Origin of the sequence: Leifsonia sp. AG29, from assembly GCF_009765225.1 — a bacterium.
Lineage (GTDB): Bacteria > Actinomycetota > Actinomycetes > Actinomycetales > Microbacteriaceae > Leifsonia.
Genome location: NZ_VMSF01000001.1, coordinates 420,165 through 446,759, shown reverse-complemented (window position 1 = coordinate 446,759; position 26,595 = coordinate 420,165). Strand labels below are relative to the sequence as shown.

21 protein-coding genes and 1 pseudogene are annotated in these 26,595 nt (G+C 71.8%); 7 read left to right on the top strand and 15 right to left on the bottom strand.

Annotation, left to right across the window (positions count from 1 at the left end):
* Positions 1-18: 18 nt before the first annotated feature.
* On the bottom strand, positions 19-645 hold the full coding sequence (locus FPT20_RS02260) for a TetR/AcrR family transcriptional regulator (RefSeq protein WP_158862150.1): 627 nt from the start codon (positions 643-645) through the stop codon (positions 19-21).
* Positions 646-716: 71 nt separating this feature from the next.
* On the opposite strand from FPT20_RS02260, the gene FPT20_RS02255 reads away from it, so the two are divergent.
* Positions 717-2,246, top strand: coding sequence for an MFS transporter (locus FPT20_RS02255; RefSeq protein WP_158862148.1), 1,530 nt, complete (start codon positions 717-719; stop codon positions 2,244-2,246).
* 31 nt (positions 2,247-2,277) lie between these two features.
* Here the strand turns inward: FPT20_RS02255 and FPT20_RS02250 are convergent, their stop codons facing one another.
* From FPT20_RS02250 to FPT20_RS02240, 3 genes are all read right to left on the bottom strand, one after another.
* Positions 2,278-2,781: an MSMEG_6728 family protein gene (locus FPT20_RS02250; RefSeq protein ID WP_158862146.1), complete on the bottom strand. Its 504-nt coding sequence runs from the start codon at positions 2,779-2,781 to the stop codon at positions 2,278-2,280.
* A 245-nt stretch (positions 2,782-3,026) separates the two neighbouring features.
* Positions 3,027-4,328: a S53 family peptidase gene (locus FPT20_RS02245; protein ID WP_158862144.1), complete on the bottom strand. Its 1,302-nt coding sequence runs from the start codon at positions 4,326-4,328 to the stop codon at positions 3,027-3,029.
* Positions 4,329-4,583: 255 nt separating this feature from the next.
* Positions 4,584-5,951, bottom strand: coding sequence for an NAD-dependent succinate-semialdehyde dehydrogenase (locus FPT20_RS02240; protein WP_158862142.1), 1,368 nt, complete (start codon positions 5,949-5,951; stop codon positions 4,584-4,586).
* A gap of 152 nt (positions 5,952-6,103) precedes the next feature.
* Between FPT20_RS02240 and mobA the strand changes: the two genes are divergently transcribed.
* Positions 6,104-6,688, top strand: coding sequence for a molybdenum cofactor guanylyltransferase (mobA, locus tag FPT20_RS02235; RefSeq protein WP_233265353.1), 585 nt, complete (start codon positions 6,104-6,106; stop codon positions 6,686-6,688).
* A gap of 134 nt (positions 6,689-6,822) precedes the next feature.
* Here the strand turns inward: mobA and FPT20_RS02230 are convergent, their stop codons facing one another.
* Together FPT20_RS02230 and fdhD are read right to left on the bottom strand one after the other, a co-directional pair.
* Positions 6,823-9,198, bottom strand: coding sequence for an FdhF/YdeP family oxidoreductase (locus tag FPT20_RS02230; RefSeq protein ID WP_199245643.1), 2,376 nt, complete (start codon positions 9,196-9,198; stop codon positions 6,823-6,825).
* Positions 9,191-10,072: a formate dehydrogenase accessory sulfurtransferase FdhD gene (gene fdhD, locus FPT20_RS02225; protein ID WP_158862140.1), complete on the bottom strand. Its 882-nt coding sequence runs from the start codon at positions 10,070-10,072 to the stop codon at positions 9,191-9,193. Before fdhD ends, FPT20_RS02230 begins: the two co-directional genes overlap by 8 nt.
* 62 nt (positions 10,073-10,134) lie before the next feature.
* Between fdhD and FPT20_RS02220 the strand changes: the two genes are divergently transcribed.
* The gene (locus tag FPT20_RS02220) at positions 10,135-11,382 is read left to right on the top strand and encodes a molybdopterin molybdotransferase MoeA (RefSeq protein ID WP_158862138.1); all 1,248 of its coding nucleotides are present in this window, start codon (positions 10,135-10,137) and stop codon (positions 11,380-11,382) included.
* Positions 11,379-11,627: a DUF6457 domain-containing protein gene (locus tag FPT20_RS02215; RefSeq protein WP_158862136.1), complete on the top strand. Its 249-nt coding sequence runs from the start codon at positions 11,379-11,381 to the stop codon at positions 11,625-11,627. Before FPT20_RS02220 ends, FPT20_RS02215 begins: the two co-directional genes overlap by 4 nt.
* A 21-nt stretch (positions 11,628-11,648) precedes the next feature.
* Here FPT20_RS02215 and nirD read toward each other — a convergent pair whose 3' ends face one another.
* A complete protein-coding gene (gene nirD, locus FPT20_RS02210; RefSeq protein WP_158862134.1) occupies positions 11,649-12,020 on the bottom strand; it encodes a nitrite reductase small subunit NirD in 372 nt (123 codons plus the stop codon).
* Between the two features lie 218 nt (positions 12,021-12,238).
* On the opposite strand from nirD, the gene nirB reads away from it, so the two are divergent.
* Genes nirB through FPT20_RS02195 form a run of 3 tightly spaced genes read left to right on the top strand, consistent with a single transcriptional unit; the run spans position 12,239 to position 16,717 of the window.
* Positions 12,239-14,812, top strand: a complete 2,574-nt coding sequence (gene nirB, locus FPT20_RS02205) for a nitrite reductase large subunit NirB (RefSeq protein WP_158862132.1) — start codon at positions 12,239-12,241, stop codon at positions 14,810-14,812.
* Positions 14,809-15,585 (top strand): uroporphyrinogen-III C-methyltransferase, encoded by a 777-nt coding sequence (gene cobA / locus FPT20_RS02200; RefSeq protein WP_158862130.1) that lies wholly within the window; start codon positions 14,809-14,811, stop codon positions 15,583-15,585. The genes nirB and cobA overlap by 4 nt, the downstream gene beginning before the upstream one ends.
* 1 nt (position 15,586) lies before the next feature.
* Complete coding sequence (locus tag FPT20_RS02195) at positions 15,587-16,717, top strand: uroporphyrinogen-III synthase (RefSeq protein WP_158862128.1); 1,131 nt, start codon at positions 15,587-15,589, stop codon at positions 16,715-16,717.
* Positions 16,718-16,749: 32 nt separating this feature from the next.
* On the opposite strand, the gene FPT20_RS02190 is transcribed toward FPT20_RS02195, so the two are convergent.
* The 8 genes and pseudogenes from FPT20_RS02190 to FPT20_RS18225 form a co-directional block, all read right to left on the bottom strand.
* Positions 16,750-18,336, bottom strand: coding sequence for an FAD-dependent oxidoreductase (locus FPT20_RS02190; protein WP_233265352.1), 1,587 nt, complete (start codon positions 18,334-18,336; stop codon positions 16,750-16,752).
* Positions 18,333-20,438 carry a molybdopterin oxidoreductase family protein gene (locus FPT20_RS02185; RefSeq protein WP_158862126.1) on the bottom strand — a complete coding sequence of 702 codons (2,106 nt, stop codon included), beginning with the start codon at positions 20,436-20,438 and terminating at the stop codon, positions 18,333-18,335. The genes FPT20_RS02190 and FPT20_RS02185 overlap by 4 nt, the downstream gene beginning before the upstream one ends.
* Positions 20,439-20,452: 14 nt before the next feature.
* Entirely contained in the window at positions 20,453-21,883 is a 1,431-nt protein-coding gene (locus FPT20_RS02180) for an MFS transporter (protein ID WP_158862124.1), read from the bottom strand.
* Between the two features lie 160 nt (positions 21,884-22,043).
* Positions 22,044-22,946 (bottom strand): amidohydrolase family protein, encoded by a 903-nt coding sequence (locus FPT20_RS02175; protein WP_158862122.1) that lies wholly within the window; start codon positions 22,944-22,946, stop codon positions 22,044-22,046.
* Entirely contained in the window at positions 22,943-23,836 is an 894-nt protein-coding gene (locus tag FPT20_RS02170; RefSeq protein ID WP_158862120.1) for an NAD(P)-dependent oxidoreductase, read from the bottom strand. The genes FPT20_RS02175 and FPT20_RS02170 overlap by 4 nt, the downstream gene beginning before the upstream one ends.
* A complete protein-coding gene (locus FPT20_RS02165) occupies positions 23,833-24,741 on the bottom strand; it encodes an NAD-dependent epimerase/dehydratase family protein (RefSeq protein ID WP_158862118.1) in 909 nt (302 codons plus the stop codon). Before FPT20_RS02165 ends, FPT20_RS02170 begins: the two co-directional genes overlap by 4 nt.
* Positions 24,738-25,844 (bottom strand): ABC transporter permease, encoded by a 1,107-nt coding sequence (locus tag FPT20_RS02160; RefSeq protein WP_158862116.1) that lies wholly within the window; start codon positions 25,842-25,844, stop codon positions 24,738-24,740. Before FPT20_RS02160 ends, FPT20_RS02165 begins: the two co-directional genes overlap by 4 nt.
* Positions 25,841-26,512: pseudogene (locus FPT20_RS18225) on the bottom strand (ATP-binding cassette domain-containing protein); the annotation flags it as partial. The gene FPT20_RS02160 and the pseudogene FPT20_RS18225, both read right to left, overlap by 4 nt.
* Positions 26,513-26,595: the final 83 nt, after the last annotated feature.

Below are 26,595 nucleotides of genomic sequence, written 5' to 3'. Positions count from 1 at the left end.
GGGTGGATGCTAGCCCGCTCAGGGCTGGGCCGCGACCTCTCGGCGGATTCCGACCGCGGGCAGCAGGATGTCGTCGAGCACGCCGAGCAGGAACTCCCGGTCGACCGGCTTGCGGAGCACCAGCGACCGGTAGGCCGCCATCGAGGGCGCCAGGAGCGCGAGCTGGTCGATGTCCGTGTCGGCGGGGATCTCGCCGCGGTCGACCGCTCGCTGGAGCAGCAGCCGGTTCACGGCGGCGCGCGGCTCGACGATCGCCGCATTGACGGCCTCCGAGAGCCCGGGGTTCTGCGCGAGCATCGAGACGAGCCCGGCCATCACCTTCAGCTTCTTCTCGGCGTCGTCGATCGTGTGGGGCTTCATCATCGCCACGAGGTCACCGCGGAGGGTGCCGGTGTCGGGGAGGGAGGCGGGGTCGGCGTCCACCTTCTTCAGGCAGGCGACGGCCTCGACCACGAGCTCGGCCTTCGATGGCCAGCGCCGGTAGACGGTGGCCTTGCCGGCCTTCGCGCGCGCGGCGACCATGTCCATCGTCATGCCGTCGTAGCCGACTTCGGCGAGGACGTCGAGGGCAGCGGCGAGGATCTCCGGGTCGCGGGTGTGATCCCTCTTGCGCCCGAGCTTCGGTGCGGGGGCTGACGTGTCCATCACCGACAGTCTAGATGAATTCCTGAACAATTTAGATCCGAAACTGCTCCGTTTCGTATATGCTGACGTCCATGTCCCCCACCTCTCCCTCCCTCCCGGCTGCCGCGCCCGCAACCGCCGCTCCGTCGTCGCGCCGCTGGTGGACGCTCGTGACGGTCGCGCTGGCGCAGCTGATGGTCGTGCTCGACTCGACCGTCGTCAACATCGCGCTTCCCTCCGCGCAGGCCGACCTCGGCTTCACGAACGCGGACCGCCAGTGGATCGTCACCGCCTACTCCCTCGCCTTCGGCAGCCTCCTTCTCTTCGGTGGCCGCCTCTCCGACCTCATCGGGCGCAAACGCGCCTTCATCATCGGCCTCATCGGCTTCGCGGGTGCGTCGGCATTGGGTGGCGCAGCGGGCACGTTCGGCATGCTCGTCGGCGCGCGCGCCCTGCAGGGTGCGTTCGGTGCGCTGCTCGCGCCGACCGCCCTCGCGGTGCTGACCACCACCTTCACGGTGCCCAAGGAGCGGGCGCGTGCGTTCGGCATCTTCGGGGCCATCGCCGGCGCGGGAGGCGCGGTCGGGCTCCTGCTCGGCGGCCTCCTCACCGAGAAGCTCGACTGGAGGTGGAACCTCTACATCAACGTCGTCATCGCGCTCATCGCGGTCGCCGGGGCGATGGTGTTCGTCAGCTCGGTCCCGCGCACCGGGCCGCGCCCGAAGCTCGACGTGCCGGGCACGATCCTCGTGTCGGCAGCGCTGTTCTCGCTGGTGTACGGGTTCTCGAACGCCGAGTCGGACGGCTGGGACTCGCCGTCGTGCTGGGGCTTCCTCGCCGCGGCCGGCGTCCTCCTCGTGGCGTTCGTGCTCTGGCAGCGCCGCGCCTCCCACCCGCTGCTGCCCCTCCACATCGTGCTGCACCGCAATCGGGGCGCGTCGTACAGCGCCGTTCTGATCGCGGGCGCGGGCATGTTCGGCATCTTCCTGTTCGTGACGTACTACCTGCAGACAACGTTGCGGTTCACGCCCATCCAGACCGGCCTCGGCTTCCTCCCCATGATCGTCATGCTCGTGCTCGCGGCGCAGCTGTCGACGAACATCTTCGTGCCGCAGTTCGGCCCGAAGGTCATGGTGCCGATCGGCATGACGATCGCGGCCGGCGGAATGGTCTACCTGACCCACCTCGGCGTCCACGCCAACTATGCGGTCGATCTGCTGCCGCCGCTCATGATCCTCGGCACCGGCATGGGGTCGATCATGCCCGCGGCGATCCAGACCGCGACCCTCGGCGTGGACCGGCAGTATGCGGGCGTCGCCTCCGCCATGGTCAACACGAGCCAGCAGGTCGGAGGCTCGATCGGCACGGCCCTCCTGAACACGCTCGCGGCCACCGCTGCCACCGACTACGTCGCCTCCCACCTTCCCCCGAGCCCGCAGGTGCTCGCGGAGGCGGCGGTGCACAGCTACGCGACCGCCTATTGGTGGGGAGCCGGGTTCTTCGCCTTCGGTGCGGTGCTGACCGGGCTGCTGTACCGGCGGCGGGTGGCGACGGCGGCTGTCGTGGCGGGGCCCGGGGACACGGGCGCGGCGGCCGAGCCGGAGCCTGCGGTCGCGCACTGAGGGCGGGCCGGCCTCAGCGGGCGGCCCGGGCTTAGCGGGCGGGGCCGTCCGCCTCCCGCGTCGCACCCGGCCACACATACGGCAGGTCGTCGGGAACGCCCGGGAACAGCGGCCCGTAGAACTCCGGGTCCTTGCGCACGAGGTTGGACTGGTGGCTGCGGTGGAACTCGGGGTCGCCGATCCACGGCGGAAGCTCCAGCTCCTCCTGGGCGACGTGCACGACCTCGGGTGCGAATGCCAGGACCTGGGGCCGGACCGTGTCGGCGTGGCCGAGCTCGATCCAGGCGTCGGCGGATTCGAGCGCGTATTTCGTCAGCGCCGGGAGGTATCCGCGCCACATTTTCGCCACCGGGTGGTTGCGCCAGCCGTAGCCGGGCACCGTGATCGCGCGGAGCACCTGCAGCGCCTCCACGCGTTGCTTGCCGAGGCGCGCGCGGTCGAGCACGCGCACGCTGCGCCCGAAGTCGGGGTAGGGCAGGAAGGTCTGCACGCGCCCACGGTACCCGGGGTGGCGGTGCCGCGCCGTGGTGGCCATGCCGCGCCTCCTGTCGGTCGTGCCTCGCGCCCACCAAGTCCCCGAAGAGTACGCAGCACACGGCGTGTCGCCTGCACTCTTCGGGGACTCGACGGAGGAACGGAGCGCCCCCACCATCGAGTCCCCCGAGAGTACGCAGCGCACGGCGTGTCGCCTGCACTCTTCGGGGACTCGACGGAGGGACGCAGACGGGGGCGAAGCGGCAGGGAGGAGGCGGGCGCGCCCGAGGCGGCCCGCCTCCCGCGTCACTTCAGCGCGGCGATGATCCCTGCCACGTCGGGCGTCCCCCAGCCGGTGGGCCGGTCCCAGCCCGCCGCCGCCGAGTAGCCGCCGCCGAACGTCGGCGTCGTGTTGCTGCCCTGCGTGACGTCGAAGAGCAACCCCTTCGAGGCCCACCCGGAGGCGTATCCGCTGACGTTCCCGACCGGGTGTCCGACGGCCTGGATGACGTCGGCGGTGAGCGCGGCCCACTGCGGCGACCCGGCGGAGGTTCCGCCGAAGTAGTAGAAGCCGTTGTCGGCGCCGCCGAGGAACCCGAGGTAGGTCAGGACACCCGTGTAGACGCTGGCGTTGTAGGCGACGTCGGAGCCGCCCTTCGGGAGGAACTGGCTGGGCGCGCCCCCCGTCTCACCGATCACGCCGAACGCGCAGGTGAGGGGGCAGTTCGCGTAGTCCCCCCACACGGTGTCGTGCGGCTGGGCCAGCCCGCTCCCGGCCCAGAGGTTCGTGCCGCCGACGGCCGTCACGTTCGCGTCCGAGGCTGGGAAGCCGAAGTTCGCGTACCCGGCGCCGTTGTCCGAACCGGCGTCGCCCGAGGAGGCGAAGAGCGACATGTTCTGCGCCGCTCCCTTGGCGAACGCCTTCTGCGCCTGCGTCGTCTGGCCGTTGTTGGCGTTCGGCGAGGCGATCAGGTTGTCCGCCTCCCCGTAGCTCATCGACAGGACGTTGCCGAGGTGGTTGTCGACCGCGTACTTCACGGCGTTGTCGAGGGAGGCGCCGTGATCGTTCGCCGCCACGACGAGCGCGATGTTCGCCCCGGGCGCGACCGCGTGGGCCCACTGCACGTCGAGCGATGTCTCCTCGGCCCAGCCGGTCTGCGTGCCGCGGCCGTTCCAGGTCGGCTTGCCGCCCGGGTAGTAGACGGTGAGGTGCGGCGCGGGCAGCCCGAACGACTGCGAGAATGTCGCCAGGTCGGAGGCGACCGTCGGGCTCCCGAAAGCGTCGACGATGACGATCGTCTGGCCCGTCCCGGCCGGCGCACCGTTGATTGTCGACGGGATGTCGTACGCCGCCCGAATGCTCTGCGGCGTCTGGCAGGCGACGGCGCCTCCGGTCTGCGCCAGGCAGTCGGCGGGCGTGAAGGCGGGGGTCAGTGCGGCGACCGACAGCTTCGCCTTCTCGACGATCGGGTGGACGGTGTACACCCCGCTGGTGTCGGGCGTGGCGGCGCTGGGTGTCGCCGCGGTCGCCGGCATGGAGGCGGCCAGCGCGAGCGCGGCGGCGCCGGCGAGGGCGATGGTGGAAGAGACGAGCGTTCTGCGTTTCATGGTGCTCCCTAGTCGCGGCCGTCGCTCCGACGCGATGGCGTGCGAGAACCCTACGCCCTGCTGGGCCAGCGCCGACAGACCCCCATCGCCCCGCGCTCGGCTGCCGTCCGACCTGCCTCCCGTCGCCCCCCCTCCCACCATCGAGTCCCCCAAGAGTGCGCGTTCGACGGCGTGTCGGGCGCATTCTCAGGGGACTCGATGGCGGGGCGGCGCGCCGCGAGGGGCGCAGCCCGCGGGAGGCGGGAGGCGGGGGCGTCAGCCGCCGATGCGGATGAGCTTCTTGTTGACGAACTCGTCGGCGCCGAAACGGCCGAGCTCGCGCCCGGAGCCGGAGCGCTTCACGCCACCGAACGGCAGTTCGGCGCCGTCGGCCAGGACGACGTTGACGAACACCATGCCCGCCTCGATCTGGTCGGCGACGCGGCTGGCCTGCTCCGGGTCGGTCGTGTACAGGTACGAGCCGAGGCCGAAGGGCGTGTCGTTGGCGATGCGGACCGCGTCGGCCTCGTCCTTCGCGCGGAACACCTGCGCCACCGGGCCGAAGAACTCCTCCTTGGAGGCGGGGTTGTCCGGGGTCACGTCGGTCAGCACGGTCGTCTCGAAGAAGGCGCCGTTCCGGCCGCCGCCGCGGACCAGCGTGGCGCCGTGCTCGACCGCGCGCTTGACCTGCTCGTCGAGGTTCTCGGCGGCCTTCAGCGACGACAGCGGTCCGAGCGCGGAGTCGGCGCTGCTCGGGTCGCTGGCCTCGACGGCGGCGAGCTTCTCGGTGAACTTCGAGAGGAACGAGTCGTACAGGTCGTCGATGACGACGAAGCGCTTGGCCGCGTTGCAGGACTGGCCGCTGTTGTCGAGACGGGCATCGACCGCGTTCTGCACCGCCGCGTCGAGGTCGTCGGTGGACAGCAGGATGAACGGGTCGGACCCGCCCAGCTCGAGCACGACCTTCTTGAGGTTGCGTCCGGCGATCTCGGCGACCTTCGCGCCCGCCCGCTCCGAGCCGGTGAGCGAGACGCCCTGCACGCGCGGGTCGGCGATGACCTTCTCGATCTGGTCGTGCGACGCGTAGATGTTGACGTAGGCGCCCTTCGGGAAGCCGGCGTCAAGGAACATCCGCTCGATCGCGGCGGCCGACTCCGGGCACTGCTCCGCGTGCTTCAGGAGGATCGTGTTGCCGATGACGAGGTTCGGTCCGGCGAACCGGGCGACCTGGTAATACGGGAAGTTCCAGGGCATGACGCCGAGCAGGACGCCGAGCGCGGAGCGCCGCACGACCGCGGAGCCCTCTCCGTCGAGCAGCGTGATCGGCTCGTCCTTCAGGAACTCGGCCGCGTTGTCGGCGTAGTACTCGTAGATGGCGCCCGCGAAGTCGACCTCACCGAGCGCCTGCTCGACGGGCTTGCCCATCTCGCGCACGATGATCTCGGCCAGCTCCTGGCGCCGCTCGATGTGGAGCTCGCCCACGCGGCGCACCAGTGCACCGCGCTCCTCCACCGTGGTCGTCTTCGACCAGGTGCGGTAGGCGTCGTCGGCTGCCGCGATAGCCGCGTCGAGGTCGGCGTCGCTGATGGTGTCATAGGTCTTGACCGTCTCGCCGGTGGCGGGGTTGATGACGGCGTAGCTCATGTCTCTCCTCTTTCTCAGACGACCGGACAGGTCCTCGCTACAGACACTACGTGCGCTACGACGGATGGTCACGTGCCGGAATGTACAACGTGTCCAATGCGAACGCCCGGCAGGCCCTTGCGGTTAAGGCGCGGAGCCGCTTCGCTGAGGGCATGACGCCCATCGCCTTCGACGCGATCGTCCTCGCCGGCGGCCGCTCGAGCCGGCTCGGGGGCACCCCGAAGGCGGAGCTCACCCGGGAGGGGCAGACCCTTCTGACGCGGGCGCTCGTTGCGGCAGCGGGTGCCCGACGGCTCGCGATCGTGGGCGAGACCGGCCGGGAGGCGCTCCCCGCCGACGCCGTCTTGTGCCGGGAGTTCCCCGCTTTCGGCGGCCCGGTCGCGGGCATCGCCGCGGGGCTGGCGGCGCTGTCCGGAGGCGCCGACCGCGTGCTGGTGCTCGGTTGCGACATGCCGGGTGTCGGGGAGGCGGCCGGGCCGCTCCTCCTGGCCGCGGAGACAGGCCCAACGACCGCTGATGCGCTCATCGCGCACCCGGACGGCGACCAGCCGCAGCCCCTGGCCGCGCTCTACCGGCGGGAGGCACTGGAGGCGGTCCTCGCCGATGGTTCCGCCGCCGGCCGCAGCATGCGTTCCGTGCTGGCGCAGCTCCGGTGGGAGCCGGTGCTCGTGCCGGCGGGCAGCTGCGACGACGTCGACACGTGGGAGGACGCGGCGCGCCTCGGCTGGGAGGGCTGAGTCGCCCGGGCGCGCTGGTGGTCCCTCCTCCGGGCCCTCGAGGTGCTCGTAGATGCTGCCGACACGCCGGGCGCGACAGCATCTACGAGCACCTCGAGGGAGGTACCAACGAGGCCGCCGCGCGAGACCGCCCGCTATGCCCCAGCCCCCGCCGACCGGGTCACGCGCACGCGGATGTCCTTCATCAGCGGCTGGTCGCTCTGACTGCTGTAGTCGTTCGCGCCGATGAGCACGTTCAGCTCGGGCATGTACCCGGCCGCGCTCCCCCGCGGGAGGTTGTACTCCAGCGCCCGGAACTGCCGCACCGACCGCTCGGACCCGTCGCGCGAGGTGGCGACGATGTCGACGAGGTCGCCCTCGCGGAGTCCGCGGTCGCGCATGTCGCGCTTGTTCATGAGCACCATCTCGCGGATCCGCTTGAGCCCGCGGTACCGGTCGTCGGCCGAGTAGATCGTGGTGTTCCACTGGTCGTGCGACCGCATTGTCTGCAGGACGAGCACGTCGGCGTCCTCGGGGATCACGTTCGGCAGGGGCGCGTGCGAGAACTCGGCGTTGCCGGACGGCGTCTTGAAATCGCGCTCACGCGCGGGCTGCGGGATCCGGAACCCGTACGGCTGCCGGACGAGCTCGTTGTACCCCTCGAACCCGGGGAGGACGCGCGCCATGATGTCGCGGATGCGGTCGTAGTCGGCGACCAGCTCCTCCCACGGGGTCTTGCTCTCGGGGAGGAGCGCCCGCGCGATGCCCGCGATGATCGCCGGCTCCGAGCGCAGCAGCGGCGAGGCCGGCCGGCGCACGCCCATCGTGAACTGCACGGAGCTCATGGCGTCCTCGGTGGAGGTGCCCTGCAGCCCCGACGCCTGCTCGTCGCGCTCGGTCCGCCCGATGCACGGGAGGATCAGTGCGACCCGGCCGTGCACGAGGTGGCTGCGGTTGAGCTTCGTGCTGACGTGCACGGTGAGGTTGCACTGCCGGAGGCCGGCCGCGGTGAACGGGGTGTCCGGCGCGGCGCGCACGAAGTTGCCTCCCATGCCGATGAACGCCTTCACCTTCCCGGCGTGCATCGCCGCGACGGTGTGCACCGTGTCGAGGCCGCGCCCGCGCGGCGACGTGATGCCGAACTCGGCGTCCAGCTTCTGGAGGAACGGCTCCTTCGGGTTGTGGTCGATGCCGCACGTCCGGTTGCCCTGCACGTTGCTGTGGCCGCGGACCGGCGACGGCCCGGCGCCCTTCTTGCCGACGTTCCCCCGCAGGAGGAGCAGGTTGACGATCTCGCGCACGGTGTCGACGCCGTGCTCGTGCTGGCTGACGCCGAGGCACCAGCTGAAGACCGTGCGCTCGGCCTCCTGGTAGATCTTCGATGCGCCGCGGATGTCGGCCTCGCTCAGACCCGACTGCTCGACCAGCTCCTCCCAGGAGGTGCGCTGCGCGATCTCGCGGTACTCGTCCACGCCCGTCGTGTACTTCTCGAGGAAGGCCGTGTCGAGCAGCGACGGGTTGCTCTCCGCCGCCTCGAAGAGCGCCTTCGCCATGCCGCGCACGAGGGCGAGGTCTCCCCCGGGTCGCACCTGCAGGTTGAGGGTGCTCGTCGGCGTCGACTTGTTCAGGGCCATGTCGACGAACTCGTGCGGAACGATGGTCCGCGTCGCGCCCGCCTCGATCAGCGGGTTGACGTGCACCACCTGCGCGCCGCGGTCGATCGCCTGTGCGAGCGTGGTCAGCATGCGGGGCGCGTTGGAGGCGGCGTTCACGCCGAGCACGAACAGCGCGTCGCACGCGTCCCAGTCCTCGAGATCGGCCGTGCCCTTCCCGGTGGCGAGGGAGGCGGTCAGCGCGCGCCCGGACGCCTCGTGGCACATGTTCGAGCAGTCGGGCAGGTTGTTCGTCCCGAACTCGCGCACCATGAGCTGGTACAGGAACGACGCCTCGTTGCTCAGCCGGCCGGAGGTGTAGAAGCTCGCCTGATCGGGGCTCTCGAGCGCGCGGAGCTCCCTCCCGATCAGGTCGAACGCGTCCTGCCACTCGATCGGGATGTAGCGGTCCGTGTCGGCGTCGTAGACGAGCGGCTCGGTGAGGCGGCCCTGGTCCTCGAGGTCGAAGTCGGTCCAGCTGGAGAGCTCGGACACGGTGTGCTCGGCGAAGAAGTCCGCGCCGACCCGCTTGCGTGTCATCTCCCAGGTGACGTGCTTGATGCCGTTCTCACAGATGTCGAGGGTGACGCCCTTGTCGTCGGGCCACGCGCAGCCCGGGCAGTCGAAACCGCGGACGGGGTGGTTCATCGTGAACATCGAGCGCGTCCCGGCGATCGGCTCGCGCTCCTTGGCGAGCACGCCTCCCACTGCTTTCGCGGCACCCCAGCCGGCGGCCGAGTGATGGTAGCGCTTGCTCGACCATTTGCCGTCGACGCGCGGGCCGAAGCCGCCCTGTCGCGGTTCGTCGGGCAGCAGGCCGAAGGCGGAGCCTCCATGCGGGGCCGCGCCCCCTCCGGGCTGGGCATCGAGACTAACCACGGGCTGCTCCCATCAGTTCGGGGTCGGCGATCGCGCCCGCGGGCACGAGGACGCGCCGGGGCTCGGAGTACACGTTCATGGAGGCGCCCCGCAGGAAGCCGACGAGGGTGAGACCGGCGGCCTCGGCGAGCTCCACGGCGAGCGAGGAGGGGGCGGAGACCGCCGCGAGCAGCGGGATCCCGGCCATGGTCGCCTTCTGGACCAGTTCGAAGCTCGCGCGTCCGGACACCTGGAGGATCGTCCCGGTCAGCGGGAGGCGGTCGTTCAGCACGGCCCAGCCGACGACCTTGTCGACGGCGTTGTGGCGGCCAACATCCTCCCTGAGCACGAGCAGCTCTCCCGAGGCGCCGTCGAACAGTGCGGCCGCGTGGAGGCCGCCGGTCTTCTCGAAGACCTCCTGCTTCTCGCGCAGCCGGTCGGGGAGGCCGGCCAGCAACTCGGCGTCGACCGCGAGGTCATCGTGTCGCACGTCGTACGACGAGACCGTCTCCACCGCCTCGATGCTGGCCTTGCCGCACACGCCGCACGAGCTCGTCGTGTAGAAGGCCCGCGCGATGTCCGGGTCGGGAGGGGCGACACCCGCCGCCAGCGTGACGTCGAGCACGTTGTACGTGTTCTCCGCGCCTCCTGTGCCCGGTCCGCCGCAGTGGATCGCCGAGCGGAACTCGTCCGCCCGCGAGATGATCCCCTCCGAGACCAGGAACCCGGCGGCCAGCTCGACGTCGTGGCCGGGTGTCCGCATCGTGACGGCGAGCGGACGTCCGCCGACCCGGAGCTCGAGGGGTTCCTCGACCGCCAGGGTGTCCGCGCGGTGCCGGACGCCCATGCCGAGGGTGATCTTCGTGATCGGCTTCCTCGCCGTGATGCGGCCCATGTCGCGAGGCTATACCTCCCGACCCGGAAGCGGGAGGGAACGGCGGCAGGTACGGTGGCGACATGATCCCGGTCGACGAGCACCGCGCCCGCATCCTGGACGAGGCGCGGCCGCTGCCGCCCGAGACCGTCCCGCTGGCCCTGGCGGCCGGCCGGGTCGTGGGCGAGCGCGTGCACACCCGCTGGCCGGTCCCGGTCTTCGACAACTCCGGGATGGACGGCTATGCCGTGGTCGCCGCCGATGCCCGCGAGGGCGTCCGGCTGCGAGTCGTCGCCGACGTCCCGGCGGGCTCCGCCCGCGATCCCCGGCTCGGGCCGGGCGAGGCCGCCCGCATCATGACCGGCGCACCCCTGCCCAGCGACGCCGACGCGGTCGTCCCGCTGGAGCACACCGACCTCGGCGCCCCCGCGACGCCCGAGCCGCCGCAATGGATCGTCGTCACCCGGGCCCCCGCGCCGGGCGCTCACATCCGTCGGGCGGGAGACGACGCCCCGGCGGGCGCACTCGTCGCCGATACCGGCACGGAACTCGGACCCTGGCAGCTGTCCGCCATCGCCTCGGCCGGACGTGAGAGCGTCCGCGTGCACCGCCGGCCCCGTGTCGCCGTCATCTCCACGGGATCGGAGTTGGTCCCTCCCGCCTCCGCGCTGCGCCGCGGCCAGATCCCCGAATCGAACTCCGTCCTGCTCGGCGCCGCGATCCTCGAGGCGGGCGCCGACGTCGTGAGCAGCGAGGTCGTCCCGGATGACCCCGACCTCCTCCGGGCAGCGCTGGGGCGCGCTCAGGCCGACGTGATCGTCCTCTCGGGAGGGGCGAGCGTCGGAGCCCTCGATGTGGTCCGGGCCGTGCTCGGACGCTCCTCCGTCCGGTTCGACGAGGTGGCGATGCAGCCCGGCAAACCGCAGGGGTTCGGCGTCGACCCGTCCGGCGCACTGCTGCTCTGCCTCCCCGGCAACCCGGTCGGCGTCGCGGTCTCGTTCGAGCTGTTCGTGCGGCCCGCGCTCCGCCGGCTGGGCGGCCACGCCGGGATCGACCGGGCGAGGGTCGAGCTGCGCTCAGCCGAGTCGTGGCAGAGCAGGAGGGGGCGCCTCCAGCTGGTCCCGATCGTGGTCGAGGGCGGGGAGGCGCGACGCGTGTTCGGCGCGGGCGCGGGCTCGCATCGCGTGCACTCGCTCGCCGCGGCCGACGGCCTCGCGGTCGTCCCGGAAGAGGTCGAGCACGTCTTCGTCGGGGACACGCTGAGCGTGATGCTCGTCGGCCCGCGGGCGGCCTTGCCCCCGGTGCCGCCAGCGGTCAGTATCGGAGGATGACCGATACCCCCGAAGACCTCGACGCCTGGGTCGCGGAGCTGGCGAGCGCGCTCGGCCTCGACCCGGCGGGCGTCCCCACGGGTCTGCTGCTCGACCTGACGCGAGACGCCGCGCACGGCGTGATGCGGCCCGCCGGGCCGCTCACGACCTATCTGGTCGGACTCGCCGTCGCCCGCGGCATCCCGCCCGAAGACGCCGTCGCCACAGCGCGCGCGGCGATCGAGCGGCACCGGCACGCGGAGTAGCGACGCGCCTCCCCGTTCCGGCTAGGCGCCCAGCTCGATCTCGATGAATCCGCCGACGATGCGGGTCCGGAATGTCTGCAGGAGCAGCGACGGGTCGGAGAAGCACTCCCCTGTGCCCAGGTCGTAGACCTCCTTGTGGAGGGGCGACGCGACGGTCGGCCGGTCCCCCTTCGAACCGACGATGCCTCGGGCCATGACGGGCGCGCCGCCCATGGCCGGATCCTCGTGCGACACGGCGTACACCTCCTGTGGCGAGAGCAGGAACACGGCGATCTGCCGGCCCCGGAGCAGGACGGCCTCGCCCCAGGCCGGTTCGAGATCGTCGACCCGGCAGGCTCGGAGCCAGTCCGGGGAGGCCGGGACGGTGAGCTCGGCGGGCTGCGCGATGGTCATGCTCCGACGCTACGGAGGGCGTGTTTCGGGGGGCCGCTCGAGCCGTTACCGTCGCGTGAATCCCCGCTCACACCCTCCGGCGTGCCGTGTGCAACCCGTGTTAAGCGGAGGTTACACAGCCGAAACGGGAGGGAAACCGCCCCCGCATAGTGTCGGAAGGCACCGGGAGGGATCACGCCCGGCGCGGCGACGGCCGCACGCCAACGGAAGGGGCCCCCATGGCCGACCGAACGACCGTCATCGTGGGCGGAGGGCCCGCGGCCCATCGCCTGGTGGACGCGCTCGTCGCGCGCGACACTCAGCGCCGGCACGCGATCGTGCTGATCGCCGAGGAGCCGCACCGCCCCTACGACCGCGTGCAGCTCAGCAAGCGGCTCGCCGACACGACCGTCGACCTGACCCTGGAGCCCGCGTCGCACTGGGACCACGAGTCGGTCGAGCTCCGCACGGGCGAGGCCGTGCTGGCGATCGATCGCGCCTCCCGGACCGTGACGACCTCGGCCGGCGCGGTGGTCGCCTACGACGATCTGGTCCTCGCCACCGGTTCCTCGGCACCGGTGCCCGACATCCCCGGCTCGCACGCGGCCCGCGTGTATCGCACGATCGCCGACGTCGACGCCCTCGTCGACGAGATCGCCGTGCTGTCGTCGCGGCTGGGGCGCGCGCCCCGGGTCGCGGTCGCGGGAGGCGGCCTGCTGGGTCTCGAGGCGGCGGGCGGGGTCGCCTCGCTCGGCGCCGAGGCGGTCATCATCCACTCGGGCGGCTGGCTCATGTCCGCCCAGCTCGACGAGGGCGCCGGCCAGGCGCTCGGCCGACTGATCGCGGCGCGCGGGATCGACCTCCACCTGGGCACGCGGCCGCGGGAGGTGGTGCTCGCCGATACCGGCGAGGTCACCGCGGTCCGCTGCGCGGACGGCAGGACCGTGCCCGCCGACGTCGTGGTCTTCGCGATCGGCATCCGCGCGCGCGACGAGCTCGCCCGCGACGCCGGGCTGGCGACCGCGGAGCGCGGCGGCGTGATCGTCGACGAGGCGTGCCGGACCTCCGACCCGGCCGTCTGGGCCATCGGGGAGGTCGCGGCGATCGACGGCCGGACGGTCGGCCTGGTCGCCCCGGCGAACGCGATGGCGGAGACCGTGGCCGACCGGCTGCTCGGCGGTTCGGCCACGTTCACGACGATCGACGACGCCACGAAGCTCAAGCTGTCGGGCGTCGACGTGGCGAGCTTCGGCGACGCCTTCGCCCGCGAACCGGGTGCTCTCGAGATCGTCTACGCCGACCCGGCACGCGGCCTGTACCAGAAGCTCGTCGTCAGCGACGACGCGAAGACGCTGCTGGGCGGCGTGTTCGTCGGCGATGCGGCACCGTACGCGGGGCTCCGGCCGCTGCTCGGCCGTCAGCTCGACTCCGAACCGGCGACTTACCTCTCGGCGGCGGGTGCCGAGCCGCCCGCCGGGGCCTCCCTCCCGGACGACGCGCTGATCTGCTCGTGCAACAACGTGACGGCCGGGTCGGTCCGCGAGGCGGTCGGCGAGGGCTGCCACGACCTCGGTGAGCTCAAGGCGTGCACCCGCGCCGGCACCCAGTGCGGCTCGTGCGTGCCGCTCGTCAAGAAGCTGCTCGAGACCGAACTCATCAGCGCGGGCGCGACCGTCTCGCGCGCGCTCTGCGAGCACTTCGACCTCTCGCGGCAGGAGCTGTTCGAGTCGGTCCGGGTGCTCGGGCTCACGAGCTGGGAGGAGACGGTCGGCCGGCTCGGCCGCGGGCGCGGGTGCGACATCTGCAAGCCCGCCGTGGGCTCCATCCTCGCCAGCCAGCACGGCGAGTACCCGCTCGACGGCGGGCGGGGCCCCCTCCAGGACACCAACGACCGCGCTCTCGCGAACATGCAGAAGGACGGGACGTACTCCGTCGTGCCGCGCATCCCCGGCGGCGAGATCACCCCGCAGAAGCTCGCGGTCATCGCCCGGGTCGCCGAGGAGTACGGGCTGTACACGAAGATCACGGGCGGCCAGCGCATCGACCTGTTCGGCGCGCGGCTGGAGCAGCTGCCGGAGATCTGGCGGCAGCTCGTGGATGCCGGCTTCGAATCGGGCCAGGCGTACGGCAAGGCGCTCCGGAACGTGAAGAGTTGCGTCGGCTCCACGTGGTGCCGCTACGGCGCCCAGGACTCCGTCGCGATGGCCGTCGACCTCGAGCTGCGGTACCGCGGGCTCCGCGCACCGCACAAGTTCAAGTTCGGCGTCTCCGGCTGCGCCCGCGAGTGCGCGGAGGCGCGAAGCAAGGACGTCGGCGTCATCGCCACCGAGAAGGGGTGGAACCTCTACGTCGGGGGGAACGGCGGGTTCCAGCCGGCGCATGCGCAGCTGCTCGCCTCCGAGCTCGACGACGAGACGCTGGTGCGGTACATCGACCGCTACCTCATGTACTACATCCGCACCGCCGACCGCCTCCAGCGCACGGCGCGCTGGATGGAGGAGCTGGACGGCGGCCTGGACCACGTGCGCGATGTGGTCGTGAACGACTCCCTCGGCCTCGGAGCCGAGCTCGAGGCGGCGATGGCGAAGCACATCGACTCGTACGAGGACGAGTGGGCGGCCACGCTCCGCGACCCCGAGCGTCTGCGGCGGTTCCGGTCGTTCGTCAACGCGCCGGGCACGCCGGACCCGTCCATCGCGCGGGTCGTCGAGCGCGGACAGCCGCGGCCCGCGTCCGAGCGGGAGAGAGCGGAAGGGGCCGTGCTGGTGGCGGGGGCGACCCTCCCCGTGCGCGGCCGGGAGGAAGGACGATGACCATGACCGGATCCGTGACGCTCGTCGGAGGGGGCCCGGGCGACCCCGAGCTGCTCACCATCGCGGCCGCCCGCGCCCTCGCCGAGGCCGACGTCGTGCTGTACGACCGGCTGGCCCCCCACGAGGTGCTGGCCGAGCTGGCACCGCAGGCGCGACTCGTCGACGTGGGCAAGCAGCCCGGGCACCACCCCGTCCCGCAGCAGGAGATCGAGCGCCTCCTGGTCGACCACGCGCTGGGCGGCGCCGCGGTCGTGAGGCTGAAGGGCGGGGACCCGTTCGTGTTCGGCCGCGGCGCCGAGGAGGCGGAGGCGTGCCGCCGCGCGGGCGTTCCGGTCCGCGTCATCCCCGGGGTGACCAGCGCCATCGCCGTGCCGGGTGCCGCGGGCATCCCGGTGACGCACCGCTCGGCGACGCGCATGTTCACGGTCGTCTCGGGTCACGCGCCGCTGTCGCCCGGCGAGCTGGAGCACCTGGCCGCGCTCGACACGACCATCGTGATCCTGATGGGTGTCACCAACCTCCCCTCGATCACCGCGGGGCTCGCCCGCTTCGGAATGGACCCGGAGATGCCGGTCGCCATCATCGAGCGCGGCTTCTCGGCGCGGCAGCGGACGACGTTCGGCGACCTCCGCACCATCCTCACCGAGGCCGCCCGCGCGGGGGTCGGGTCGCCCGCCGTGGTCGTCATCGGCGAGGTGGTGCGCCTGGCCCGCGACGGCGAGGCGAGCGCGGTCGCGACCCTCGCGGACGCCGCAGCGGCGCCGGGGACCTGACATGACGGACGAGCGGGCAGGGGTCGTCCCCTTCCGGCCCGACCAGCTGGCGGGGTTCCGGATCGGGGTGACGAGCGATCGCCGGTCGGCGGACCTGATCGACGCGTTCGAGCGGCGCGGCGCTTCCGTGCTGCACGCGCCCACGGTGCGGATGGAGCGCGCCGAGGACGACGCCCCGGTCATCGCCGACACCCAGCGGATCATCGCCGAGAAGCCCGACGTCCTGCTCGCGACCACGAGCTACGGCATGCGCCGCTGGTTCGAGGTGGCCGACTCCGCCGGGCTCGGGGAGGAACTGCAGCGCACCCTCGCCGCGTCGACGATCCTCGTGCGCGGCCCCAAGGCGCGCGGCGCCGTGCGCGCGGCCGGGCTCGACGACGCGGGGATGAGCGACGAGGAGACCACCTCCTCCCTCGTCACGAAGGTGCTCGCCGCCTTCACCGAGGCCACCACGGTGGCCGTGCAGCAGCACGGGCAGAGCGACGAGACGCAGTTGGAGCGCCTCCGCGCCGCGGGGCACCGGGTGCTGACGGTGGCGCCCTACTCGTGGACCGTCGCCGACGACACCGACGAGCGCGCGACCCGGCTGGTGGAGGCGATCGCCGCACGCCAGCTGGACTGCGTCACCTTCACGAGCGCCCCCGCCGTCGACGGCCTCTTCACCGCCGCACTGGCCCGCGGGCGCTACGACGAGGTGATCGACGCGCTCTCCCACGATGTCGTCGCCGCAACGGTCGGGCCGGTCACCTCGGCGCCGCTGATCGCGACGGGCATCGTGCCCCTGCAACCCGACCGATATCGGATGGGAGCGCTCATCCGTCTTGTCTGCGAGCACCTGGAGGCGCGGCTCACGCGCCGCGTGACGACGCGCCACGGCGAGATCGAGCTCCGCGGCAGCCTGGCGGTCGTTGCGGGAACCCCCGTGCGGCTGACCCCGGCGTCGGTCTCGCTCTTCCGCGCCCTACTGAGCGCCAACGGCGCGGTCGTCTCGCGCCGTCAGCTCTCGGTCGCGCTCGGCGAGGAGTGCGACGAGCACGCCATGGAGGTGTCGCTGAGCCGCCTCCGGCAGAGCCTCGGCCGGCCGGGCCTCGTGGCCACGGTCGTCAAGCGCGGCTACCGGCTCGACGTCTGAGGCCGCCACTGCGTCAGCGGGCTGGCGCCTCGTCAGCCGGCAGCCGCGAGGAGGGCGGCGATCCGCCCGCGGCAGCCGCCGCAGCCGGTCCCCGCGCGGGTGTCCTTCCCGACGCATTCGACGGAGTCGCTGCCCGCAGCGATGGCATCGGTGATCCGGCCGGCGGTCACGCCGTTGCACCAGCAGACCGTCGCCTCCGGACCGGCCGGGTCGGTCGGCGCGGCCGCCTCGGCGTCCGGCGCGTCGAGTCTGAGGAGCGCCGCCGGTTCGGCAGGCAGCGAAGCTGCTCGCTCGAAGAGCAGGGTCAGCTCGGACCCCGCGCGCGGAAGGCCGACCGTCACGAACCCGGCCAGCGCGCCGTCGCGGACGACCGTCTTGAGGTAGGCGCCGCGGGCGCGGTCGATCCAGGTGCTGACCTCGGCGTCCGCATCCCAGGCGTCGGTGGAGGCGTCGCCTCCAGCGACCACGTCGACGCCCTCGGCCTTCAGCATCACAGCGGCGGGCCGCTCGGCGATGGCCGTCGTCCCTCCCAGGAAGGACACGCCGCGGGCCTCGGCGCTCAGACGGGCGGCCAGAGCGGCTGCCTGCCTCCAGCCGGGCCCGATCAGGCCGCTCGGTGCTCCGGGCACCCGGCCGCCGGCGTCGACGCTCTCGCGAAGGGCGACCTGCGCGCAGTCACCGATGGCGAACACATCGGGGTCGGTCCAGCTGCGGAGCTCCTCGTCGACGAGGATGCCGGCCGAACAGGCCAGTCCCGCGGCGTGGGCCAGCTCGGTGCGCGCCCCCACGCCGCAGGAGAGCACCAGGAGGTCGCCCGGGACGTACGTGCCGTCGGCGCAGATCAGACCGTCGAACTCGGGCTCTCCGTCGGCATCGGCCCGCAGGCTCACGCTCTCGGCGCGTGCGTGCGCGACCATGGCGACCCCGCGCGCGCGGGCGGCGCGCGTGAGCATGCGGCCGCCGTCGGCGTCGAGGTTCCGCGCCATCGGCGCCGCCCCGTGGTGCACGACGAAGACCTGGGCGCCGCGCTCGGCGGCGAGGAGGGCGAACTCCATCCCGAGCACGCCCGCGCCGAGGACGACCACCGTCCCGGCGGATTCGACAACCGGGGTCACAACCCGGGCGTCGGCGAGGTCGCGCAGGGCGACGACGCCGCTAGGGAGGGGTCGCTCGGCCCGGTCCGGCTCCGGCGTCGGGGCATCCCCGCGCGAACGGCGCGAGCGCTCCAGGCCGCCGAGGGTCGGGACGTGCGCACGCGCGCCGGTCGCCAGGACGAGACGGTCGTACGGGAGCTCCTCTCCCCCGGCGAGCACGATCCGCTGCTTCAGCCGGTCGAGCCCGACGGCGGTGGCTCCGAGCCGGATGTCGACGCCCGCCGCCCGGGCAGCCTCGGTGTCTGTGACGTCGAGGCGGTCCCGATCGGCCGCACCGACCGCGTACTCGGCGACGAGCACGCGGTTGTAGGCGTCCTCCGTCTCGGCACCGACGACCGTGAGCGCGACGGTCCCCTCCTCCACCGCCGGGAGCAGCTCTTCGACGAATCGCGCGGCCACGGGACCGTATCCCACCACCACGATGCGCAAGGGCCGGCCGGTCATGCCGCCACCCCGGCCGGTCATGCCGCGACCCCGGCCGGTTCGACGGTCACGCGCGTGCGTTTGAACTCCGGCATCGCGGAGAGCGGATCGACGGCGGCCTCGGTCAGCAGGTTGGCGCACTGGCGCCCGGCGAAGTGGAACGGCAGGAAGACGGTATCCATCCGGATCCCGCCGGTCAGCGCGGCGGTGGCGAGCACCTCCCCGCGGTCGTTGCTCACCCGGACGGGCTGTCCCTCCCCGATGCCCAGGCGGGCGGCCGTCGCCGGGTGCAGCTCTGCCTTCACCTCGGGTTGCGCCGCCATCAGCTCGGGCACGCGACGCGTCTGCGCGCCCGACTGGTAGTGCTCGAGAAGGCGGCCGGTGATGAGGGTGAGCTCTCCCGGTCCGCTGGCGGTGGTGAGCTCCCGCGGACGCACGACGACGAGCCGGGCACGGCCGTCCGGGTGGGAGAACCGGTCGGCGAAGAGGCGAGGCGTGCCTCGGGATCCCGCGGGGTACGGCCAGTGCGCGCCCTCCGCCTCCCCGTCGGCGGCATCGGCCTCTGCATCGAGCAGGGCGTGGCTGAGCCCCGAGTAGTCGGCGAGGCCGCCCGCGGAGGCGCGGGCGAGCTCGTCGAACACGGCCGCCGGCTCGGTCGGCCACTCCGACGGAGCCCCGAGGCGTTCGGCCAGCTCGGAGAGGATGCTCAGCTCGCTCCGCACACCGCCCGGCGGTCGCAAGGATCGACGCCTCCGCAGCACTCGCCCCTCGAGACTCGTCATGGTGCCCTCCTCCTCGGCCCACTGCGTCACCGGCAGGACGACGTCGGCCAGCTCGGCCGTCTCGGAGAGGACGAAGTCGCTCACGACGAGCAGGTCGAGCGCCTGCAACCGCTCACGGATCGCGCCGGCGTCCGGGCCGGAGACGACGATGTTCGACCCGTGCACGAGCAGCGCGCGGACGCCGCCCGGCCGGCCGAGCATCCCCAGGAGCTCGACGGCCGGGACGCCCGGCCCCGGGAGGCTCTCCGGGGGGACGCCCCAGACCGAGGCGACGTGCGAACGCGCCGCGGGGTCGGTGATCTTGCGGTACCCGGGGAGCTGGTCGCACTTCTGGCCGTGCTCGCGGCCACCCTGGCCGTTCCCTTGGCCGGTCAGGGTCCCGTACCCGGAGCCTCGCCGTCCGACGAGGCCGAGCACCAGCGCGAGATTGATCGCCGCCGTCGCCGTGTCGGTGCCATCGACGTGCTGCTCCACGCCGCGACCGGTGAGGATGTACGTTCCCCGCCCCCGGGCCAGCCGCCGGGCGACCTCCCGGAGCTCGGCCGCCGGCACCCCGGTGTGCTCCTGCACTCGCTCGGGCCACCAGGAGGCGACGCTGCGGCGGACGGCGTCGAACCCCGTCGTGCGTTCAGCCACATAGGCCAGATCAGCGAGCCCCTCGGCGAGCACGATGTGGGTCAGCCCGAGCAGGACGATCAGGTCGGTCCCCGGGGCGGGCTGGACGTGGAGACCGCCTCCCTCCGCCGTCAGCTGCGCCGTCTGCGAGCGCCGCGGATCGACGACGATCAGGCCTCCGGCAGACCGCGCGCCGGCGAGGTGCCCGATGAAGGGAGGCATGGTCGCCCCGACGTTCGAGCCGAGCAGGAGGATGGTGTCCGCCCCGTCCAGGTCGGCCACCGGGAAGGGCAGGCCGCGGTCGATGCCGAACGCCCTGTTGCCGGCGGCCGCCGCCGACGACATGCAGAACCGGCCGTTGTAGTCGATCCGGGAGGTGCCGAGCGCGACCCGTGCGAACTTGCCGAGCAGGTAGGCCTTCTCGTTCGTCAGGCCGCCTCCTCCGAAGACCGCGACGGCGTCCGGGCCGTCCGTCGCGCGGATCCCGGTCAGCGTCCGGGCGATGAGATCGAGCGCCTCGTCCCAGGTGGCGGATCGGAGGCTCCCATCGGTGCGGACCAGCGGCGTGGTCAGCCGGCCCGGCGTGGTGAGCAGTTCCGCCGACGTCCAGCCCTTCTTGCACAGTCCGCCCCGGTTCGTGGGGAACGGGCGGCCGCTCACCTCGACCGGCACCGCTCCTCCCGCCACGGGCGTGACGGTCATGGCGCACTGGAGGGCGCAGTACGGGCAGTGGGTCGCGGTCGGCATCCTGCCGCCTCCTGTCAGATCCGGACCCCGCGGCGGCGGCCGCGGAGCGCGATCGCGACCGTGACGGCGAGCAGCACCGCGTAGGCGAGCACGAACCAGGTGAGCCCTGCCGCGTAGCCGCCTGTCGATGTCTTCGAGAAGCCCAGCACCTGGGGGATGACGAACCCGCCGTAGGCGCCGAAGGCCGAGACGATGCCGAGCGCCGCCGCCGCGGTGCGCTGGGCCGAGATGTCACCCGCGCTGCTGTGGCCGTCGGAGGCTCCTGACCGGAGCGCGAAGAGCGTCGGGATCATCCGGTAGGTGGCTCCGTTCCCGACGCCGCTCGCGACGAACAGTAGGAGGAAGCAGCCCAGGAAGAGGGCGAAGTTGCCGACGGGGAGAGTCAGGATGACGGCGAGCGCGCCCACCGCCATGACGAGGAAGGACGCGATCGTCACCTCGCTGCCGCCGAACCGGTCGGCGAGGCGGCCGCCGAACGGCCGCGCCAGCGATCCGATCAGGGCTCCGAGGAAGGCGAGCGAGACCGTGGCCCCGGCGACCGGCAGCGCGCTGAACTGCGGGAACTGGTCGGCGATCAGCTTCGGGAAGACGCTCGAGAAGCCGATGAACGAGCCGAACGTGCCGATGTAGAGCAGCGCCATGACCCACAGCTCGGGGGCCTTCAGCGCCGAGAGCGAAGCCCTCACATCGGCGCGGGCGTTGGAGAGATTGTCCATGCGCCTCCACGCCCCGACGATCGCGACGAGGATGAGCGGGACCCAGATCCAGCCGGCGAGCGGCAGCTGGAGGGTCGCGCCGGCGCCGATCGTCACGGCGATCGGCACGGCGAACTGCGCGACGGCCGCGCCGATGTTGCCTCCGGCGGCGTTCAGGCCGAGCGCCCAGCCCTTGCGCCGCTGCGGGTAGAAGAAGGTGATGTTCGCCATCGAGCTCGCGAAGTTGCCGCCGCCGAACCCGGCGAGCGCCGCCACGAGCAGCATGACGGCGAAGGGCGTGTGCGGGTTCGAGACGCACAGGGCGAGCCCCACGGTGGGGAGCAGCAGGAGCGCAGCCGAGACGATCGTCCAGTTCCTCCCACCGAAGCGCGAGACCATGAACGTGTACGGGAAGCGCAGCGTGGCTCCCACGAGGCTCGGGATCGAGATCAGCCAGAACGTCTGCGCGGTGTCGAACGTGAACCCGGCCGCCGGGAGCGACACGACCACGATGGACCACAACTGCCAGACGACGAAACCCAGGAATTCGGCGAAGATCGACCAGCGCAGGTTGCGCTGGGCGATCGCCGCCCCCTGCGAGCCCCATTGGGCCGGATCCTCCGCGTCCCAGCCGTCGATCCAGCGGCCGGGACGGAACGAGAGCTGCGCACCGGGTGCCGGCGACAGTTCGGCGGCCGGCGTCTTGTGACCGGGGGCGCCGGTCGCGGTGGAGACGGATGGAGCGGTCATCGGGACCTCCAGCATCGGGAACTCGGGGACGGTACGTGCCGTCCACGCTAGGGACGGCGTGTTTCCGTCGCCGTCGCGCCCGATGAAACGGGGGTAACGAAGAGCTCTCGTGAGCTTGTGAGGGATGTGAGGTCGGCATCGCGCCGGGATCGGCGATCCGTCAGATGCGGTAGAAGCTTCGCGCCGCACCCGCGAACAGGAGGTCCCGCTCGGGTTCCGAGAAATCGGCGGTGATCGCGAAGAAGGCCTCGTAGAGCCGCCCGAATGTCGAGTAGAGCCCGTCGACGGGGAAGTTGCTGCCGAACATCGTCCGATGCGGTCCGAACACGTCGATCGTCTCGAGCACGATGCGGCGAATGCTGTCCGTCGTCCAGGCGTGATCGTTGGTGCCCAGTGCGGAGACCTTGACGGCCGTGTTGGGATGGGCGGCTAGCGCCTGCATTCCCTTGCGCCAGCTGCGGAGGCCGGTGTCGGAGCGGTCGATCGGCATGCCCGCGTGGTCGAGGACGATCCGCGCGTCGCCGAAGTCGGCGGCGAGTGCTGCCGCGTGCGTCAACTGGTCCGGGAAGACCTGCAGGTCGAATGCCAGTCCGCTGGCGGCCAGTGCTGTGAATCCACGGCGCCAGTCGGGCGCAATGAGGAGGTCGGCGCGATCACGATGCGTGTACAGCGGGTCCGGGTGCCAGTTGAGGATGTCCCGGACGCCCCGGACCGACGGCCTCGCGGCATGTCGAGCGATGAGGTCGGCCGCGTCGGGAGCTGTCAGGTCGACCTTGGCGACCTGAACAGTGGGAATGGCGCTGCTCCTGATCACGCCATCCACCCATTCGCTCTCCCAGAGCGAGTCCGCGGCCCCGTTCTCGATGTGGACGGAGCCGACCAATCGGGCTCCGAGCGTGGTGAGTTCCTCGGCGTCGGTGAGGTAGTCGGCCAGCTGGTAGTCGTGTCGGAGCGGCAGGTCGTCTCCGTGGTAGCGCGGGACGGGCGCCCCCTCCAGCCAGGGATAAGAGGCCTGGCTGAGCAGGCACAGGTGGTGGTGGGCGTCGATCACGTCGAGCGTCATGCGGGGAGTTCCTCTGCTTCGGCTCTCCGGAGCGTCAGCTCGAGGGCCGAGTGGTCAAGCTCACCCAGGCCCGCGGCGACCATCCGCTCGAATTGCTCCGTCACGGCTCGCGAGACTGGGAGATCGAGGTCGTGGTCCGCCGACACGGCCTCGACGAAGCGGAGGTCCTTCAGCTGGTTGTCCGCGCTGCCGCCGCCCTGGTAGTCGCTAGTGACCCAGCGTTCGCGCTTCTGCCGGAGTACCTCCGAGGCGGCGAGCCCGCCACCGAGCACGTCCAGCAGCTGCGTCCGGTCGATGCCATTCGCGTCGGCAAGGGCCAGCGATTCCGAGATGGCGGCGATCGTCGTCGCGACGACGATCTGGTTGCAGGCTTTGGCGAGTTCCCCGGCTCCGGGGCCGCCCAGCACGACGACCGTCGAGCCGACCAGGCGCAGCACCGGCATTGCAGCCGCCACAGCGTCGGGGCTGCCCCCGACCATGACGCTGAGGCCGCCCGATTCGGCGCCCGCGACGCCGCCGCTGAGGGGCGCATCGACAAGCAGCACTCCCTCATCACGGAGGCGCGCCTCCAGGCGAACGAGTTCGGTCGGCGACACCGTGCCGTGCACGACGAGAACCGGGTGCTGGACGCCAGCTCGGCGCCAGCCCGCGAGGAGGCCGTTCTCACCATCGAGCACCGCCTCCACATCGCCGAGGTCGGTGAGCACCGTCAGTGTGATCGGCGCTGCCGCCTCGCTAGGTGTCGCCGCCCAGTCGGCACCGAGCTCCACAAGCGCCGTCGCCTTGGCCGCCGTCCGGTTCCAGACGGTCAGACTCCCCAGTTCGTCGAGCAGGCGCCGGGCGATGGGTTCGCCCATGCGGCCGAGACCCAGAATGGCGACCATGTTCATGCGGCCACCTCCTCCAAACCGACAAGGAGATCCTCGCCGAGGTCCTCCAGATGGACGGTCGCGCGGAAGCCCAGGTCGCGCTCGGCGCGCGCGAGCGATACCGGAACGGCGCGTCCACGGATTTCATCCCTCGGCACGGCGGGCGCGAATCGGACGAGCGCGGTCTCGGTCGGCTCGCGCAGGTAGGTGTTGGGGTTGGCGACGAGGATTCCCGGCCAAGCAGGAGCGTCCGACGTGAGCGCCAGGACGGTAGCGGTCGCGGCATCCCGGACGTCCAGGTAGGTCCAGCCTTCGCAGGCCTGTCGCCGAGGATCGTCGCGCATCGCGGCCCGCACGTGGCGTGCGAACACGGTGCCCTCGTCGACGGTGATGTCGCGCACCAGCGGGTACCGAAGGCCCACGACCGCGACGTCATAGCGGCGGTGGATGGCCAGGGCGGCAGCCTCGTTTGCGTGCTTGGAGAGCGAGTACGGGTCTGCGATGGCGGGAGGCTCGTCCTCGTCCCAGGGGTACCGCTGCGGGAGCACCGCATGAGGGTTCAGCGGGAGGCCGTTGGCGTTGATGCTGGAGGCGTAGACGATCGAGCGGACGCCGGCTCGCGCGGCCGCGTCGATCACGAGGAACGTGCCGAGCGTGTTCGTCTCGTAGATCTCTGGTCCCGTCCCCTGGTCGAGGCCGGCGCGCCCAGCGAGGTGGACCACCCGGTCGGCCGTGGAGACGGCTCGCTCGACGGTCGCGAGATCGGTCACAGAGCCGGTGATCCAGTCCGAGGCCAGCTCGTCTCCTGCCGGGCGGTCGCCTGCGTCCAAGACGATCACGTCGGCGCCGCGCTCCCTGAGTACGCGAACGACGGCGCGGCCGATGAGGCCGCCACCGCCGGTCACGAGAATGCGTTCGGCGTTCACCGGGCCTCCTGTCGCTCGGCCGTCGTGTTCTCGGCTGCGACCGCCCGAGTCGACTCTGCGGCCTCCGGCGACCCCGCGAGGACCGAGGCAGTCAGGGGTGCCGGTTCGGCCTTGTCGCGGCCGCCACGCTTCAGCATCGGCCAGCCCTTACTTCCCTGGTCGATAGCGACAGCGATCAGCACGACGAGGCCGGTGACGATCTGCTCGTAGAAGCTCGGCACGTTGAGCAGGACCAGGCCGTTCGTCAGGGCGCCGAGGATAAGGGCGCCGACGAGGGTGCCGGCGATGCGGCCCTCTCCTCCCATGAGGTTCGCACCCCCGATGACGGCCGCGGCGATCGCCGTCAGCAGGTAGGGGCTGCCGGCCTCGGGCTGCGCGGCCGAGATGCGGGCCACCACGACCAGGCCGCCGAGGGCCGCGAGGATGCCCGAGATGCCGTAGACCAGGATCTTGACCCGGGTGACGCGGACGCCGGACAGCCACGCGGTCTCCTCGCTGCCGCCCGTCGCGATGACGTTCTGGCCGAAGACCGTGCGACGGAGGAGCAGCCAGGCGACGACCGCGACGACGATGACCACGATCACGACCATAGGGATCCCGCCGATGTAGCTGTTGAGGAGCAGGACGAAGCTCTGGGGCACGTTGTATACCGGGCTGCCGTTGGTGACCACGTAGGCCAAGCCCTGGTAGACGCTCATCGTACCTAGCGTTGCGATGAACGGCGGCAGCTTCAGGAAGGTGATCAGCATGCCGTTGATTGCTCCGGCGATGAAGCCGAGCACCAGCCCGGCGAGCAGCGCGGGGACCGCGGGAACGCCGCTCGCGACCATCATGTTGGCCGAGACGATGCCGACGAGACTCGCGATCGAGCCGACGGAGAGATCGATGCCTCCCGTGATGATGACGAACGTGAGACCGATGCCGATCAGCGCGTTGACGCTGGCCGAGACAGCCACGTCGCGGAGGTTGTCGAGGGTGAGGAAGTTCGGGTTGAGGATCCCGAACACGATGAAGATCACGGCGGCCGCGGCGAAGATGCCGAGTGCCTGCAGGTTGATCGGGGTCCGCTGCGTACGGCGTGCGACGGCGGTGTCGTTGCTCATGATTGTCCCTTCGCGATGCCCATAGCGCTGGCCACGAGGCTGTGTTCGTTGATGTCGTCCCCGACGTGCTCGGAGATGAGGCGGCCGCCCCGCATGACGAGGGCGCGGTCGCTGAGAGAGATGATCTCGGGGAGGTCAGAGGAGACCACGATGACCGCGTTGCCCGCCGCGGCGAGCCGGTCGATCATCCCGTAGATCTCGGCCTTGCCGCCGACGTCGACACCCTTGGTGGGCTCGTCGAAGAGGAAGACCTTCGAATCGCGCCGCAGCCACTTGGCGATCACGATCTTCTGCTGGTTCCCGCCCGAGAACTGGCGGGCGGCGAGGCGGACGTTGGCCGGCTTGAGCGCGAGACTCTCGCCCATCTCGGTCGCGACCCGGATCTGCGTGCGCGGGCTCGTGAACGGCCCGCGTCCGACGAGGTCTCGCGCGCCGGTCAGCGCCATGTTGGCGTAGGCCGGCATCTGCAAGGCGAGGCCTTGCTTCTTGCGGTCTTCAGGGATGAAGGCTATGCCCGCATCGCGGCTGTCGTTGGGCGTGTGAAGGTGGATGGACTTGCCGTCTATCGTCACCTCGCCACCGCACCCCGGATCGGCCCGGACGATCGCCCGGAGGAACTCGGTGCGTCCCGACCCGACGAGGCCCGCGATGCCGACGACCTCCCCGCGCCGCACTTCGATGTCGTTGGTTGCGGCGCTGTCGGGCCGCGAGATCCCGGTGGCTCGGAAGAGGACCGGCGCGTCGGGCTCGA

What these genes read in the sequence shown, in the direction of transcription:
- FPT20_RS02260 (WP_158862150.1), bottom strand. Translation starts at nt 645, where the DNA reads ATGGACACGTCAGCCCCCGCACCGAAGCTCGGGCGCAAGAGGGATCAC.
- FPT20_RS02255 (WP_158862148.1), top strand. Translation starts at nt 717, where the DNA reads ATGTCCCCCACCTCTCCCTCCCTCCCGGCTGCCGCGCCCGCAACCGCC.
- FPT20_RS02250 (WP_158862146.1), bottom strand. Translation starts at nt 2,781, where the DNA reads ATGGCCACCACGGCGCGGCACCGCCACCCCGGGTACCGTGGGCGCGTG.
- FPT20_RS02245 (WP_158862144.1), bottom strand. Translation starts at nt 4,328, where the DNA reads ATGAAACGCAGAACGCTCGTCTCTTCCACCATCGCCCTCGCCGGCGCC.
- FPT20_RS02240 (WP_158862142.1), bottom strand. Translation starts at nt 5,951, where the DNA reads ATGAGCTACGCCGTCATCAACCCCGCCACCGGCGAGACGGTCAAGACC.
- mobA (WP_233265353.1), top strand. Translation starts at nt 6,104, where the DNA reads ATGACGCCCATCGCCTTCGACGCGATCGTCCTCGCCGGCGGCCGCTCG.
- fdhD (WP_158862140.1), bottom strand. Translation starts at nt 10,072, where the DNA reads ATGGGCCGCATCACGGCGAGGAAGCCGATCACGAAGATCACCCTCGGC.
- FPT20_RS02220 (WP_158862138.1), top strand. Translation starts at nt 10,135, where the DNA reads ATGATCCCGGTCGACGAGCACCGCGCCCGCATCCTGGACGAGGCGCGG.
- FPT20_RS02215 (WP_158862136.1), top strand. Translation starts at nt 11,379, where the DNA reads ATGACCGATACCCCCGAAGACCTCGACGCCTGGGTCGCGGAGCTGGCG.
- nirD (WP_158862134.1), bottom strand. Translation starts at nt 12,020, where the DNA reads ATGACCATCGCGCAGCCCGCCGAGCTCACCGTCCCGGCCTCCCCGGAC.
- nirB (WP_158862132.1), top strand. Translation starts at nt 12,239, where the DNA reads ATGGCCGACCGAACGACCGTCATCGTGGGCGGAGGGCCCGCGGCCCAT.
- cobA (WP_158862130.1), top strand. Translation starts at nt 14,809, where the DNA reads ATGACCATGACCGGATCCGTGACGCTCGTCGGAGGGGGCCCGGGCGAC.
- FPT20_RS02195 (WP_158862128.1), top strand. Translation starts at nt 15,587, where the DNA reads ATGACGGACGAGCGGGCAGGGGTCGTCCCCTTCCGGCCCGACCAGCTG.
- FPT20_RS02190 (WP_233265352.1), bottom strand. Translation starts at nt 18,336, where the DNA reads ATGACCGGCCGGGGTGGCGGCATGACCGGCCGGCCCTTGCGCATCGTG.
- FPT20_RS02185 (WP_158862126.1), bottom strand. Translation starts at nt 20,438, where the DNA reads ATGCCGACCGCGACCCACTGCCCGTACTGCGCCCTCCAGTGCGCCATG.
- FPT20_RS02180 (WP_158862124.1), bottom strand. Translation starts at nt 21,883, where the DNA reads ATGACCGCTCCATCCGTCTCCACCGCGACCGGCGCCCCCGGTCACAAG.
- FPT20_RS02175 (WP_158862122.1), bottom strand. Translation starts at nt 22,946, where the DNA reads ATGACGCTCGACGTGATCGACGCCCACCACCACCTGTGCCTGCTCAGC.
- FPT20_RS02170 (WP_158862120.1), bottom strand. Translation starts at nt 23,836, where the DNA reads ATGAACATGGTCGCCATTCTGGGTCTCGGCCGCATGGGCGAACCCATC.
- FPT20_RS02160 (WP_158862116.1), bottom strand. Translation starts at nt 25,844, where the DNA reads ATGAGCAACGACACCGCCGTCGCACGCCGTACGCAGCGGACCCCGATC.